Origin of the sequence: Rhodanobacter lycopersici (genome assembly GCF_040812335.1) — a bacterium.
GTDB lineage: Bacteria > Pseudomonadota > Gammaproteobacteria > Xanthomonadales > Rhodanobacteraceae > Rhodanobacter_A > Rhodanobacter_A lycopersici.
This window is the reverse complement of sequence record NZ_JBFOHK010000003.1, coordinates 415,948-430,988: the sequence shown is the minus strand read 5'-3', so window position 1 is coordinate 430,988 and position 15,041 is coordinate 415,948. Positions and strand designations below refer to the sequence as shown.

At 66.8% G+C, this 15,041-nt stretch carries 7 protein-coding genes; 6 read left to right on the top strand and 1 reads right to left on the bottom strand.

Annotated elements, in window-relative coordinates; all coding sequences use genetic code 11:
• Positions 1–173 precede the first annotated feature (173 nt).
• From ABQJ54_RS13235 to ABQJ54_RS13210, 6 genes are all read left to right on the top strand, one after another.
• On the top strand, positions 174–2,837 hold the full coding sequence (locus tag ABQJ54_RS13235) for a beta-mannosidase (RefSeq protein WP_437343361.1): 2,664 nt from the start codon (positions 174–176) through the stop codon (positions 2,835–2,837).
• A complete protein-coding gene (locus ABQJ54_RS13230) occupies positions 2,834–5,431 on the top strand; it encodes a glycoside hydrolase family 3 protein (RefSeq protein ID WP_367854779.1) in 2,598 nt (865 codons plus the stop codon). Before ABQJ54_RS13235 ends, ABQJ54_RS13230 begins: the two co-directional genes overlap by 4 nt.
• A complete protein-coding gene (locus tag ABQJ54_RS13225) occupies positions 5,428–6,867 on the top strand; it encodes a glycoside hydrolase family 125 protein (RefSeq protein ID WP_437343355.1) in 1,440 nt (479 codons plus the stop codon). The genes ABQJ54_RS13230 and ABQJ54_RS13225 overlap by 4 nt, the downstream gene beginning before the upstream one ends.
• Before the next feature lie 37 nt (positions 6,868–6,904).
• Positions 6,905–9,358: a GH92 family glycosyl hydrolase gene (locus ABQJ54_RS13220; protein WP_367854778.1), complete on the top strand. Its 2,454-nt coding sequence runs from the start codon at positions 6,905–6,907 to the stop codon at positions 9,356–9,358.
• 259 nt (positions 9,359–9,617) lie between these two features.
• Positions 9,618–10,973 carry an alpha-L-fucosidase gene (locus tag ABQJ54_RS13215; protein WP_367854777.1) on the top strand — a complete coding sequence of 452 codons (1,356 nt, stop codon included), beginning with the start codon at positions 9,618–9,620 and terminating at the stop codon, positions 10,971–10,973.
• A 338-nt stretch (positions 10,974–11,311) separates the two neighbouring features.
• The gene (locus ABQJ54_RS13210) at positions 11,312–14,356 is read left to right on the top strand and encodes a TonB-dependent receptor plug domain-containing protein (RefSeq protein WP_367854776.1); all 3,045 of its coding nucleotides are present in this window, start codon (positions 11,312–11,314) and stop codon (positions 14,354–14,356) included.
• A 6-nt stretch (positions 14,357–14,362) separates the two neighbouring features.
• Here ABQJ54_RS13210 and ABQJ54_RS13205 read toward each other — a convergent pair whose 3' ends face one another.
• The gene (locus tag ABQJ54_RS13205; protein WP_367854775.1) at positions 14,363–14,533 is read right to left on the bottom strand and encodes a hypothetical protein; all 171 of its coding nucleotides are present in this window, start codon (positions 14,531–14,533) and stop codon (positions 14,363–14,365) included.
• Positions 14,534–15,041: the final 508 nt, after the last annotated feature.

Sequence of the window (15,041 nt, the reverse complement as noted above, 5' to 3'; positions counted from 1 at the left end):
TTGGCCCGTGGAGCGTGCGGGGTGGCTGCCGCGTGATGACCAAAGGGTTCTGCCGCGGTGCGGCACGGCTGCCGCCAGCGACTGACTGAAGCGAGGGGTAGGGCGATGACGAACCGTGGGGTGGGGTATCGACTGGATTCGCGCGCGACGCGCTCTGGTGGTGCGGCGTGAGCATGATAAGTGCGGCGTCGATGCCGCGTCGGGGGGGCTGGCTGCCGGCGATCCTTTGCGTGTTCGCCCTGCTGCTGCCGGGCTGGAGCCGCGCCGGTACGCTGAACGTGCAATCGCTCGATGGCGGCTGGCAGTTCCGCCTCGCGCCCGGCGACAAGCATGCCGCCGATCATCCGGGCGCCGCGCAATGGCTGCCCGCGACGGTGCCCGGCACGGTACAGACCGACCTGCTGGCCGCGAAGCTGGTGCCCGATCCGTACTGGCGCGACAACGAGGCGAAGATCCAGTGGGTGGGCCTGGCCGACTGGCAGTACCGCACGCAGTTCAAGGTGGATGCCGCCACGCTGGCGCGCAGGCACGTGGACCTGGTGTTCGACGGGCTGGATACCTTCGCCGACGTCTCGCTCAACGGCCACAAGCTGCTGGCCGCCGACAACATGTTCCGCCGCTGGCGGGTGCCGGCGAAGGCGTGGCTGCACGCGGGCGCGAACACGCTGGAAGTCACCCTGCATTCGCCGATCGCGCAGCTGCAACCCTGGCTGCTGAAGCAGCCGTATGCGTTGCCGGGCGAGTTCGACTCGGCCTTCGGCGACGAGCCCGAGGGCAAGCAGACGGCGAACTACGTGCGCAAGGCCGCCTACCAGTACGGCTGGGACTGGGGCCCGCGCATCGTCACCGAGGGCATCTGGAAGGACGTGCGGCTGGAAAGCTGGAGCGCGTTGCGGCTGGCCGATTTCCACATCGCGCAGCCGAAGGTCGATGCGGATGTCGCGCAGCTGCAGGCGCAGTTGCGCATCGCCGCCGATGCGGCAGGCAAGGCGCAGGTGACGCTGCGCTGGCGCGCGCCGGACGGCAGCACGCAATCGCTGGTGCGCGAGGTGGCGCTCAAGGCCGGCGACAACCAGCTGTCCCTGCCGTTCGAGATCGCCCATCCGCAGCGCTGGTGGCCGGTCGGCTACGGCGCGCCGAACCTGTACGACTTCCATGTCGACGTCATGCTGCATGGTGACCTCGCGGCCAGCGCGGAGCGCCATACCGGCCTGCGCAGCGTGGAGCTGCTGCGCAAGAAGGACCAGTGGGGCAAGAGCTTCGCCTTCGTGGTGAACGGTGTGCCGATCTTCGCCAAGGGCGCGAACGTCATCCCGATGGACAGCTTCCCGAACCGCGTCACGACAGCACGCATCGATGCGATGTTGCAGTCCGCGCGCGACGCCAACATGAACATGCTGCGCGTCTGGGGCGGCGGCTATTACCTCGAGGACGCGTTCTACGCCGAGGCCGACAGGCTGGGCCTGATGGTGTGGCAGGACTTCATGTTCGGTGGCGCGATCCCGCCCTACGACCAGGCCTTCCGCGACAACACGCGCGTCGAGGCGGTCGAGCAGGTGGACCGCCTGCGCGACCATCCCTCCATCGTGCTGTGGGCCGGCAACAACGAGGTGGAAACCGCGTGGGAGACCTGGGGCGGCGGCGCGCATCTCGAAGCCACGCAGCCCAAGGCCGAAGTGCGGCGCATCGTGCAGGGCATGCGCGAACTGTTCGACCACACGTTGCGCGACGTGGTGGCCACGCAGTCGCCCGAGGTGCCGTACTGGCCGAGCACGCCCAGCAGCGACTACGACGAGCAGGCCAACGTGCTGGACAACGGCGACTACCACTACTGGAACGTGTGGTCGGGCAAGGCGTTGCCGCCGACGGCCTACCTCGACGTCACGCCACGCTTCCAGTCCGAATACGGCCTGCAGTCGTTCCCGTCGATGGCGACGCTGCGCAGCGTGCTCGATCCGTCCGACCTCTCCATCGATTCGCCCGTGCTGCGCGCGCACCAGAAGTTCGACAAGGGCAAGGGCAACCAGCGCCTGCTGATGTACGTGGAGCGCGAGTACGGCAAGCCCAAGGACTTCGCCGCGTTGGTCTACCTCAGCCAGGTGATGCAGGCCGAGGGCATCCAGCTCGCCGCCGAACACCTGCGCGCCTCGCGGCCGCGGAGCATGGGTTCGCTGTACTGGCAGCTCGACGACGTGTGGCCTGGCGCCACTTGGTCCAGCGTCGACTACTACGGCCGCTGGAAGGCGCTGCAGTACCACGCGAAGCGTTTCTACGCGCCGCTGCGCGTGGTGGCGATCCGCAAGGACGGCAAGACGCAGGTGTCGCTGGTCTCCGACCGCACCGCGCCGTTCGATGCCGAACTCCGCGTGCGCGTGCTGGACATGGACGGCAAGCCGCTGTGGGAGCACACGCAGCCTGCGCACGTCGCGGCACTGGCCAGCACGCCGACCGGCGACTACACGGACGCGCAGCTGCTGCACGGCGGCGACCCGCGCCACGCGGTAGCGGTGTTCGAGCTGCTCGATCACGGCAGGCCGCTTTCACGCCACCTGGTCTGGTTCGATGATGCGAAGAACCTGGCGCTGCCCGATCCCGGCCTGAAGGCGACGCTTTCCGCCGATGGCCGCAGCCTCACGGTGAGCGCGCGGCATCTCGCGCGCGAGGTCTGGGTGGACTTCGGCGATGCGGATGCCGACGCACGCCTGTCCGACAACGCCTTCGACCTGTTGCCCGGCGAGTCGGTGACGCTGCATGTCGACAGCGCCGCTGGCGCAGCCGCGCTGCAGCACGCGCTGACCGTGCGCAGCCTGTACGGCGCCACGGTAACCACGCCGTGACGAAATGCATCGCCAGCACTGCGCTCTTCGCGTTGTTGCTGGCGGCGACGGGCGCTTCGGCACAGACGCAAGGTGCCGAAGCGCGTGCGTCGGCGCTGGTGGCGAAGATGACGCTGGCGGAGAAGGTGTCGCAGTTGCAGAACGACGCGCCGGCGATTCCGCGCCTCGGCGTACCGGCATACGAATGGTGGAACGAAGGCCTGCACGGCTACGCGCGCAACGGTTACGCCACCGTGTTCCCGCAGGCCATCGGCCTGGCCGCGAGCTGGGATGCATCCTTGCTGCAGGCGGTGGGGACCACAGTGTCGGTCGAGGCGCGCGCCAGCTTCAACACGGTTGGCGCAGGCCATGCGCACGGGCGTTACCAGGGCCTGACCATCTGGTCGCCCAACATCAACATCGACCGCGATCCGCGCTGGGGCCGCGGCCAGGAAACCTACGGCGAGGATCCCTTCCTCACCGGCAGCCTCGCGGTGGCCTTCGTGCGCGGCATCCAGGGCGATGATCCGCAGCATCCGCGTGCCATCGCCACGCCCAAGCACTTCGTGGCGCACAGCGGGCCGGAGCCTGGCCGCGACAGCTTCGATGCCGTGGTACCGCCGCACGACCTGGAAGACACCTACCTGCCGGCCTTCCGCGCGGCCGTCACCGTAGGCGGCGCGGGTTCGGTGATGTGCTCCTACAACGCTCTGGACGGCGTGCCGATGTGCGCCAACGCGGCGCTGCTGGACACGCGCCTGCGCAAGGACTGGGGTTTCAAGGGCTACGTGGTGTCCGACTGCGACGCGGTGGGCGACATCGCCGCGTTCCACCACTACAAGCCCGACGACGAGCAGGCCGCGGCTGCGGCGTTGCGCGCCGGCACCGATCTCGACTGCGGCCACACCTACGCCAGCGTGGCCAAGGCCGTGCGGCAGGGCGACCTGGCCGGATCCGTGCTGGACGCGTCGCTCGTCTGCCTGTTCGCCGCACGCTATCGCCTTGGCGAACTCGGTGGCGACGACACGTATGCCCACCTCGGCGCAAGCGACATCGACAGCGGGGCGCATCGCAAGCTGGCGCTGCAGGCCGCGAGGGAGTCGCTGGTGCTGTTGAAGAACGCGCACGACACGCTGCCGCTGCGCAGCGGTCTGCGCCTTGCAGTGATCGGCCCCGACGCCGACACGCTGGAAACGCTGGAAGCGAACTATCACGGCACTGCGCGCGCGCCGGTCACGCCGCTTGAAGGATTGCGCGCACGCTTCGGTGCCGACCGCGTGAGCTACGCACAGGGCGCACCGGTGGCGGCCGGCGTGCCGGTCCCGGTGCCGGAGACCGCGTTGCGCACGGCGGACGGCGCCGCGGGCCTTGTCGGCGAGTACTACACGAACCCCGGCTTCCACGGTGCGCCGAGCGCCATGCGCACCGATCGCGTGATCGACTTCGACTGGGATCGCGTGGCTCCGGTCGCCGGCCTCGACGCCGCCCATTACGCGGTGCGCTGGCGTGGCGAGCTGGTGCCCCCGGGGCCGGGCGACTACGTGCTGGCCGTGCACGTGGACCGTTGCTTCGATTGCACCGGCCACGATCCCGTGCGCCTGTTCGTCGACGGCAAGCCGGTGATCGCCGACGGCGGCAGCGACAACAGCCGGCTCGAGGCGCACCTGCATTTCGCCGACGGACGACCGCATGCCGTACGCCTGGAACTGGTGCACGCGAGTCGGGACCAGGGCGTGCGCCTGCAGTGGCTGGCGCCACCCGCGGCACAGCTCGCCGAGGTCGATCGCGCGCTGCGCAAGGCCGATGCCGTGGTGGCCTTCGTGGGCCTGTCGCCTGATGTCGAAGGCGAGGCGCTGCAGATCGAGGTGCCCGGTTTCGCGGGCGGCGACCGCACCTCGCTGGACCTGCCGGCACCGCAACGCAAGCTGCTGGAACATGCCGCGGCATCCGGCAAGCCGCTGGTCGTGGTGCTGATGTCCGGAGGCGCGGTGGCGCTGGACTGGGCGAAACAGCACGCCGCCGCCATCCTCGCCGCGTGGTATCCCGGGCAGGCCGGCGGTACCGCGATTGCGCAGGCACTGGCCGGCGACACCAATCCCGGCGGCCGCCTGCCGGTGACGTTCTACCGCTCGGTGCGGGATCTGCCGCCATTCGCCAGCTACGCGATGCAGGGGCGTACCTATCGCTATTTCCGCGGCACGCCGCTGTATCCGTTCGGTTACGGTCTGAGCTACACGCGTTTTGCCTACGCCGCGCCGGCCTTGTCGGCGAGCACACTGAAGGCGGGCGACACGCTGCAGGTGAGCGCCGAGCTGCGCAATGCCGGCTCGCGTGCGGGCGATGAAGTGGTGCAGGTGTACCTGGACACGCCACCGTCGCCGCAGGCGCCGCGGCATGCGCTGGCGGGTTTCCGGCGCGTGCATCTCGCGCCGGGCGAAAGCCGGCGCGTGGACTTCATACTCTCAGCGCGCGACGTGAGCAGCGTGGATGCGGCGGGCGTCCGTACCGTCGAGCCTGGCCGCTATCGCGTGTTCATTGGCGGCGGCCAGCCCGGCGACGCCGCGGGTGTCGCATCCACATTCACCATCAACGGCAAAGAGGTGCTGGCGCCATGACCATGGACACGCTCTCCCGGCGCGACCTGCTCAAGCTGATCGGCGGCGGCGCCGCGGCGCTGGCCTTGCCCGGCTTCGCCACGGCGGCCACGGCGCAGGCGCGCCCCAGCCACCGTCCGCCGCCCGGCAGGCGCAAGTTCACCAGCCCCGCGGTAGAGGCCGAGATCGCGCGCATCCAGGCACGCATCGGCGATCCGGAACTGGCGTGGCTGTTCGGCAACTGCTACCCGAACACGCTGGATACCACCGTGCAGACCGGCACGCTGCGCGGCAAGCCGGACACCTTCATCGTCACCGGCGACATCGACGCGATGTGGCTGCGCGATTCCTCCGCGCAGGTGTGGCCCTACCTGCCGCTGGCCGCGAAGGACGCAGCCCTGCGCCGGCTGTATCGCGGCCTGATCCATCGCCACGCGGCGTGCATCACGATCGACCCCTATGCCAACGCCTTCCTGCCCGATCCGCGCGGCAAGACGACCTTGAGCTGGGCGCAGCACGACCTCACCGACATGAAGCCCGGTGTGGCCGAGCGCAAGTGGGAGATCGACTCGCTGTGCTGGACGATACGCATCGCGCACGGCTACTGGAAAGCCACCGGCGACCGCGTACCGTTCGACGACGACTGGCGCGCCGCGATGCACGCGGTGCTGGCGACGTTCCGCACGCAGCAGCGCAAGGACGGCAAGGGACCGTACCACTTCCAGCGCGGATCGGCGGTGCCCACCGATACCGTGCCGCTGGATGGCTACGGCAACCCGGCGTTGCCGGTGGGCCTGATCTGCTCGATGTTCCGGCCTTCGGACGACGCCTGCATCTATCCGCTGTTCGTGCCGGCCAATGCCTATGCCGTGGTGTCGTTGCGGCAACTGGCCGGGATGTCGCGCGCGTTGCACGGCGATGCCGCGTTCGCCGCCGATTGCGAAGCACTGGCCGCCGAGGTGCAGGCCGCCCTGGAAAACTATGCCGTCATGACCGAGGCCGGCCAGGATTTCTGGGCCTACGAGGTGGACGGCTACGGCAACCAGTTGTTCATGGACGATGCCAACGTGCCCAGCCTGCTGTCGCTGCCCTACCTCGGCTTCTGCGCCCGCGACGACGCCCGCTACCGGCGCACCCGCGCCCGCGCATGGGGCGAACGCAATCCGTACTTCTTCCGCGGCAAGGCGGCGGAAGGCATCGGCGGGCCGCACGAGGGCCTGCGCATGATCTGGCCGATGTCGCTGATGGTGCGCGCGCTCACCAGCGACGATGCGGGCGAGATCCGCCAGTGCCTGCACTGGCTCAAGACCACCCATGCCGGCACCGGCTTCATGCACGAAGCCTTCGATCAGGACGATCCCGCGAAATTCACGCGGCCCTGGTTCGCCTGGGCCAACAGCCTGTTCGGCGAGCTGATCGCCGGGCTGGCCGACCATCACCCCGAGCTGTTGCGGTAACCGCCGCATCGCCCTATCCCCGAAGGAGCCCACGAACATGGTGACCCGTAGACGATTCCTGCAAGGCACAACGGCATTGACGCTGCTTGGTGGTCTCGATGCGCGCGGCGCGCTGGCCGCGACGCACAGGCAAGGCGGTGCGGATGCGCTGTCGTTGTCCAGCCTGCCGAAAAACAACGTGTCGAAGTACGTCGACATCTTCGTCGGCACCGGCGGCCACGGGCACACCTACCCCGGCCCCACGCTGCCGTGGGGCATGGTGCAGTTGTCGCCCGACACCAACAACTCCGGCTGGGATGCCTGCTCGGGCTACCACCAGGCCGATGGTTCGATCATGGGTTTTTCGCACACCCATCTCAGCGGCACCGGCGGCGCCGACATGCTGGACGTGCTGGTGATGCCCGCGCAGGGCGAGGTACTGCTCGATGCCGGCGCACGCGGCCTGCCTGACGAGCTGTATTACTCCAAGTTCGACGGCGCGGCGCACGGGCCGCACCTCACGGCGGACGTGGTGGCGCATCCGGGCAAGGGCTATCGCTCGCGTTACGACAAGGGTTCCGAACAGGCGGTGCCGGGCTATTACCGCGTGCGCCTCACCGACCACGACATCCTCGCCGAACTCACCGCGACCTTGCGCACCGGCCTGCACCGCTACACCTTCCACAAGCATGGCCCCGGCCATCTGCTGGTCGATTTCGCGCACGGCTACCAGGACAAGCCGGACACGCCGTGCAAGGTCACCGACGCCGAGTTGCGCCTGGTCGGCAACGACACCCTGGTCGGCGGCCGCCGCGTGCACGAATGGGCCGACGGCCGCTACATCTACTTCGCGATGAAGCTGTCGCGGCCGTTCTCGCATGCCGGGCTGTATTCGGATGACAAACCGCTGCCTGCCGGTGCGACCGAGGCCAAGGGCAACAGCCTCAAGGTCGCCTTGCACCTGGACGACGCTGCGAAAGCGCCCTTGCTGGTCAAGGTGGGGCTCTCCGCCGTGGACATCGACGGCGCCCTGCGCAACCTCGAAACGGAACTGCCCGACTGGGATTTCGAGCGCGTGCAGCGCGCAGCCGCGCAGCAGTGGGAACAGGAGCTCTCGCGCATCCGCATCGACAGTTCGTCCGACGTGGTGCTGAAGACGTTCTACAGTTCGCTCTACCACACCATGGTCGCACCCACGCTGTTCAGCGACGTCGATGGCCGCTACCGCGGCATGGACCTCAAGGTGCACACCTTGCCGCAGGGGCAACACACCTACAGCACGTATTCGCTCTGGGACATCTACCGCGCGCTGCATCCGCTGTACACGCTGTTCCAGCCGGAGCGCATCCCGGGCTTCGCCAACGACCTGATCCGCCAGGCGAACGAGAGTCCGCAGGGCCCCACGGTGTGGCCGCTGCAGGGCGTGGAGACCGGCACCATGATCGGTTACCACTCCATCGTGCTGCTGGCCGAGGCGCAGGCCAAGGGCTATTCCGGGATCGATTTCGACAAGGCCTGGCCGGTCTTCCGCAAGCGCGCCTTCGACGACGATTGGCGTGGCCTCCCGTACTACCGCAAGCTCGGCTACATCCCCAGCGACAAGGAGGGGGAGGCGGTCAGCAAGACGCTGGAATACGCCTACGACGACTGGGCGATGGCGCGCCTCGCCGATGCCGTGGGGCAGCACGCGGATGCCGAGACGCTGCGCAAGCGCTCGCGCAACTACCGCCACGTGTTCGACACCAAGCTCACCTTCATGCGCCCGCGCGACAGCGCCGGCAAGTGGATCGAGCCGTTCGATCCGCGCGAAATGGGGCACTTCGAGAAGTGGCGCGACTTCACCGAGTCCAACCCGTGGGAAGCCACCTTCCTCAACCAGCACGACCTGTACGGCTACATGCCGATGTTCGGCAGCGTGGCGGCGTTCGAACGCAAGCTGGATGAACTGTTCACCACCAGCTCCGAGCTGCCTGCCGACGCGCCGCCTGACATCGCCGGCATGGTCGGCCAGTACGCGCACGGCAACGAGCCCAGCCACCACGTGGCCTATCTCTACGCCTACACAGGCGCGCACTGGAAGACGCAGTCGCGCGTGCGCATGCTGCTGGAAACCATGTACCCGCCGTTGCCCGACGGCATCGCCGGCAACGACGACTGCGGCCAGATGGCGGCGTGGTACGTGCTGAGCGCGCTGGGCCTGTACGCGGTGGATCCGGTGAGCGCCGAGTGGGTGTTCGGCAGCCCGCTGGTGGATCGCGGCGAGGTGACGGTGGGCGAAGGCCGGAAGCTCGTCGTCGAGACGCGCGGCAATGGCCCGGGAAAGCCCTACATCCAGTCGGTGACGTGGAACGGCAAGCCGTGGTCGAAGAGCTGGATCAGCCATGCGGAAATCGCCGCCGGCGGCACGCTGGTGTTCGAGATGGGCGACAAGCCGAACAAGAAGTTCGGCGCCGCGGCGGAAGACCGCCCGCCTTCGTTCGGCCATCTGGCCACCATGGGGGACAAGGCTTGAGGCCAAGGACATTGGCCTTGAGCAACGAAACCGGGCGACTCGAATCCGCGCAAATGCCGACGGGTGAGACCCTCTCCCTTCGGGAGAGGGTGCCGACAGGCGGGAGAGGGTTCGGGCGGAGCGAGGCGTTGCGGCGAGACCGAACCCTCTCCCCCGTCCCCTCTCCCGGGGGGAGAGGGGAGAAGGGCAGTGGCGAAATACTCCGTGCAGCAGAGCGCTTCCGAAGGAACGAGGTGTCGGAGATGAGCTGGTGATCAACATGCAACGATTCGGTTTACTGCTTGCCTGCGCGCTAACCAGCCTCGCCGCGCACGCCACGGCGCCAGCCGCCGCGGCAACTCCCGCGGAAACCACGCCCACCGAGGCGCAGCGCATGCAGTGGTTCGCGGATGCGAAGTTCGGCATCTTCATCCACTTCGGCATCTACGCGGTGGACGGCATCGACGAGTCGTGGTCGTTCTACGACGGCTATGTCAGCTACGACCACTACATGCAGCAGCTCAAGGGCTTTACCGCGGCGAACTACCACCCGCAGGCCTGGGCCGACCTGATCCGCGCAAGCGGTGCGCGCTATGCGGTGCTCACGACCAAGCACCACGACGGCGTGGCGCTGTGGGACACCGCGCAGGGCCTCAACGTGGTGAAGGACACGCCTGCGAAGCGTGATCTGGTGGGACCGTTCGTGCAGGCGCTGCGCAAGGACGGCGTCAAGGTGGGCCTGTACTTCTCGCTGATCGACTGGTCGTATCCGGATTATCCGGGCTTCACCAAGACCGAGTCGCGCTACGACGCCAAGGCCGATCCCGCGCGCTGGAACCGTTTCGTGAAGTACTACCAGGGCCAGCTGAAGGACCTGTCGCAGCGCTACAACCCCGACCTGTACTGGTTCGACGGCGACTGGGAGCACAGTGCCGAGGAGTGGCACGCGAAGCAGGTGCGCGAGATGCTGCTGGCGCGCAATCCCATGGCCATCATCAACTCGCGCCTCGCGGGCTACGGCGATTACGCCACGCCGGAGCAGGGCGTGCCGATCACGCCGCCGCCCCAGAAGTACTGGGAGTTGTGCATGACCATGAACAATTCCTGGGGCTGGCAGCCGAACGACCACCACTTCAAGAGCGCCGACCAGCTGATCCGCATCCTCGCCGACACCATCAGCATGGGCGGCAACCTGCTGCTGGACATCGGCCCGCGCGCCGACGGCACGATCCCCGGGCAGGAAGTCGACACGCTGAAGGAAATCGGCCGCTGGACGCACAAGAGCGCCGAGGCGATCTACGGCACCCAAGCCGGCATCCCGCGCGACTACTACGCCGGCGCCAGCACGCTGTCGAAGGACGGCAGCACGCTGTACCTGTTCCTCGACGGCCGGCCAAACGGCCCGGTGCTCGTGAAAGGGCTGATGAACCGCGTACTGCACGCGCGCGTGGTCGGCAACGGCACCACGCTGGACACGCAGGTGGTGGGCAAGCCGTACTGGAGCCAGGTGCCGGGCCTGCTCTACATCACCGTGCCGCCCGCCACGCTGGACCCCGAGGTCACCGTGCTGGCGCTCACGCTGGATGGACCGGTGAGGCTCTTCCACGACGAAGTGAAACCCATCGAGAGCAACTGACGCGCCCTCTCCCTGCGGGCAGGGAGGCGGTGCCGCGGGCGACCGTGTCGCCATATTGCAATGCGGCTTGCATCGTTCATGGGTGAGTGATAGTTTCAAATATGAATCGATCTAAATAACGGCACGGATTTCAGCCGGCGTGGGAAGGCAGGGGGAAGGCAGGCTGGTATGCGGGATTCCACGGGCCACGGCAGCAGGAATCCCGCTGCGGATTGACACGATTCAATCGAGTCGAGGCAACGGATTCGAATCAACCGGAGCTGGGCGGGTGCAGGGGTGTCCCGTCAGCTTCTGCGGCAGCGGCCAATACAACAAACACGTTTGAGGGAGGGGTTTCCATGCGTCATGCCATCGCACTGCGTCGCAACGCACTCGTGAGTGCGCTTTCCATTGCCCTGCTGTCGCCGCTGGTCGCCTACGGGCAGACCACGCCCGCATCGGGCGACAATCAATCCAACACACCCCAGGCGACATCGTCCAGCGCCCAGTCGTCCACGGCTCCCGACCAGAAGAAGGCGGTGAAGCTGCAGGCGGTCACCGTCACCGGCTCGATGATCCCGCGCGTGGAGGTCGAGGGGCCCGCCCCGGTGGTCACCATCACCGGCGCGCAGATCAAGCAGCAGGGTTTCACCACGCTGTGGGAATTCCTGGATTCGCTGCCGCAGGTGGGCCCGCAGGTGCAGGACCCGGCTTCCTGGGGCTCCACCTCGGTCAATGCGCGTTCGGTCAACCTGCGCGGCCTGGGGCCGGGCTTCAGCCTGTTGATGATCGATGGCCATCGCGTGGTGGATTACCCGCAGCCGTTGAGCAAGCAGAGCAATTTCCAGAACTACAACAACCTGCCCACCGGCATGATCGACCATGTCGAAATCCTCGCCTCCGGCGCCTCGTCGATCTACGGCTCGGACGCGGTGGCGGGCGTGGTCAACGTGATCCTGAAGAAGAACTACCAGGGTGACGATCTGCAGGTGACCGGCGGTGGCGCCGAGCGCGGTGGTCGCGCCTATGGCGACGTCAACTTCTTCGGCGGCAAGTCCGGCGACAACTGGCACATCCTCTACAACGTGGAGAAATCCAACCGCACGGCATTGTGGGGCATGGACCGCCCGTACCAGGACTCGGTATCCGATGCAGGCTATGGCGCCTGGGGGCCGGCTGACCGCATGTTCGGCTATCAGTACGACTCTGCCGGATCCATTGCGCTCATGGCGCAGAACGCTTCGGGCCAGTACATCACGCCACCCGCGGGCACCTGCGGGAAGTTCACCAACTCGCAGTTGAGCCAGTCGCACAGCGTCAACACCAATGGCACCCAGATCACCGGCGTGACCAACAACGGTTACTACTGTTCGCAGCCTGCCATATTCCAGAACTGGGTACTGACCCCGGGCAGCCGCAGCAACAACGGCTACGTGTCCGGCGAATACGACTTCAAGGACGACCTGCAACTCTACGGCTCGGCGGCCCTGTATGACACGGTGGGCATTTCCAATACCCAGTTGCCCGCCTACGGCACCGGCGAGTTCTACGACCAGACCACGGGGCAGGTCATCAACAACGCCGTCCGCCAGCTGACCGCGCAGGAAATGAACAGCGCGGCGAACACCCACGACCGCGAGCAGAACTGGAACCTCACGGCCGGCCTGCGCGGCACCATGTTCAGCGGCAACTTCAACTGGGATCTGAACCTCAACAGCCAGAAGTACATCGTGCGCGAGGACTACACGGGCATCGCCCCCGCGGCGATGAACAACTTCTTCCTCGGTCCGCAAAAGGGCAGCACCACTGACAGCAATGGCAACACCATCCCCGTTTACGCCATGAACTGGCAGCAGTGGTGGAACCCCATCACGCCGCAGCAATACAGCCAGTTCGCGGTCAATGGCGAGAACACCGCGTCGTCGTCGCTGAACCAGGCGCAGTTCCGCGTGAACGGTGACCTGTTCAAGTTCCCGTGGGTGGACGAGCCGGTGGGCTGGGCGGCGGTACTGGAAGCCGCGGACAACAGCTTCATGCTCTCGCCCGACGCGCGCAGCGCCGACGGTAGCACCTTCCAGAACCCGTTCGGGGCGTACCTCACCGGCGGCGGCACCCGCCAGCGCTATTCGCTGGGTACCGAGTTCCGCGTGCCGGTGCTGGATTCGCTGACCTGGACCATCTCCGGCCGCCTGGACAAGTACCACGACGCCAGCAGCGCCGACATCGCGCGCACCTGGGGGACCGGCCTCGAATGGCGCCCGTATGACGGCCTGCTGGTCCGCGGCACCTACGGCACCAACTTCAAGGCGCCGGACATGCAGGCGATCTACCTGCAAAGCTCCACCTCGCCGATTGGCGATTATGACGACCCCTTGCAGTGCATCAACGCCATCAAGGCTGGCGTGAACAACAGCACGTGGTGCTCCACCGTGCAGCGCCCCGTCTCGCAGTACTACACCTTGACCACGGAGGGCGGTCGCACGCTGCAGCCGCAGACCGGCCACTCCTGGACCTACGGTTTCGTGTGGCAGGTGCCGGGCGTGCAGGGCCTGTCGGTGTCCGCCGACTACTGGCACATGGGCGTGGACAACGCCATCGAGTACCTCGATCCGGCCACCGTGCTGAACGACGAGGCTGGTTGCCTTACCGGCTTGCAGCCCAACGGTTCCTCCGGCCTGTCGCCGTATACGACACACGTGCAGGGTTCGGCGTATTGCCAGATGGTGATCGGCCTGGTCCAGCGCAGTGCGTCCGGCCAGATCACCGCGGAGCAGGTTCACCCGATCAACCAGGCTTCGTTGTACGTGAGTGGTGTGGATGCCTCGCTGGACTACAAGCTGCATACCGACGATCACGGCGACTTCACCACCAGCATCAACTACACCGACAACCTCTCGTACAAGTCGCGCGTGTTGCCCTCCGACCCGTTGTTGAACACCCGCTACCAGAATCCGGCGAGCCGGGTCACGTGGATCGGCAACTGGCACAAGGGTGACTGGAACGTGTCGCTCTCCGGTGTGCGTGTCGGCAGCGTGCGCGCCAACAACTACGCCGGTTGCAATGTGCTGCCCAACGGCGTCCAGCCGGGCATGACCACGGCCACGGCGGCTAGCGGCACCGTTTACAGCACCGGCGTTTGTACGGTGCAGCAGGATGGCAACAGCGTGCCCGTCGTCGACACCACGTATTTGGGTCGTGTTCCGGTGTGGATCACCTGGAACACCGCGATCGGCTGGCAGATCAACCCGGAGACCAAGATCACCCTCACCGTGTCCAACCTGTTCAACAAGATCGCAGGTATCCCGTACTACTCCGGTGGCTTCGAGTTCGTCCCGACGAACCAGTCCGCCGACGAATACACCGGCCGCGAATGGTTCCTCACGTTCGACTACAAGCTCGACTGATCCCTCTCAGGTCGGGTTTGCCCCGCGCCCCGGCTTCGGCCGGGGCTTTTTTGTGGTTTCCCGCCGCACGAGCATGACGACACGCGCCTTCGGGTCGCCGAACACACCCTTGACGCCCACCAAGGGGCGAAAGCCGGGAAATCGATAGGCGTCCAGCAAACGCCGTGGATGCTTCATCGAGGTAGCCATCGCCTCAGCGTGCCCGATTTCCGCGCCACCTTGAAGGGCGGCCAAGCCTTGCGCTACATCGGCTGGGCGTGGCTCAGCACCGCAAAATTACCCACACGTTTCCACGAAGAGCCCTTCAATTGATGACAGGCTCCAGCCGCGTGCTGCATGTGCGCGTGATCGGCAACGGCAAAAGCAATGGGCATGCGGCGGCGGGCTCCATGCCGATCGAGCGCAATTGAGCGACAGGGATCGCCGTGCGCGGTTCGTCGCCGAACGCGCGCTTGCCTCATGTTGCATTGCAACGTGTATTGATTGTTGAGTGAGAGTAGCGTCGATATGGATCGATCTAAATCCGGCATGGATATCGACCTGCCTGGGACGTGCAGCCCGATGTGTCATCGTCCTCGCCTTCAGAGACTAAGGGGCGATTGGATCGTGATGATTCCTGTGTGGTACGGGTCGTTCGGAGGGGGTAGTCCGGAGGCTCCGGCTTGTTCCACAGGAAGTCTGGCCG

Bases quoted from the DNA above. Each gene is read 5' to 3' on its own strand.
- ABQJ54_RS13205 (WP_367854775.1), bottom strand. From the start codon at position 14,533: ATGAAGCATCCACGGCGTTTGCTGGACGCCTATCGATTTCCCGGCTTT.
- ABQJ54_RS13220 (WP_367854778.1), top strand. From the start codon at position 6,905: ATGGTGACCCGTAGACGATTCCTGCAAGGCACAACGGCATTGACGCTG.
- ABQJ54_RS13215 (WP_367854777.1), top strand. From the start codon at position 9,618: ATGCAACGATTCGGTTTACTGCTTGCCTGCGCGCTAACCAGCCTCGCC.
- ABQJ54_RS13235 (WP_437343361.1), top strand. From the start codon at position 174: ATGATAAGTGCGGCGTCGATGCCGCGTCGGGGGGGCTGGCTGCCGGCG.
- ABQJ54_RS13210 (WP_367854776.1), top strand. From the start codon at position 11,312: ATGCGTCATGCCATCGCACTGCGTCGCAACGCACTCGTGAGTGCGCTT.
- ABQJ54_RS13225 (WP_437343355.1), top strand. From the start codon at position 5,428: ATGACCATGGACACGCTCTCCCGGCGCGACCTGCTCAAGCTGATCGGC.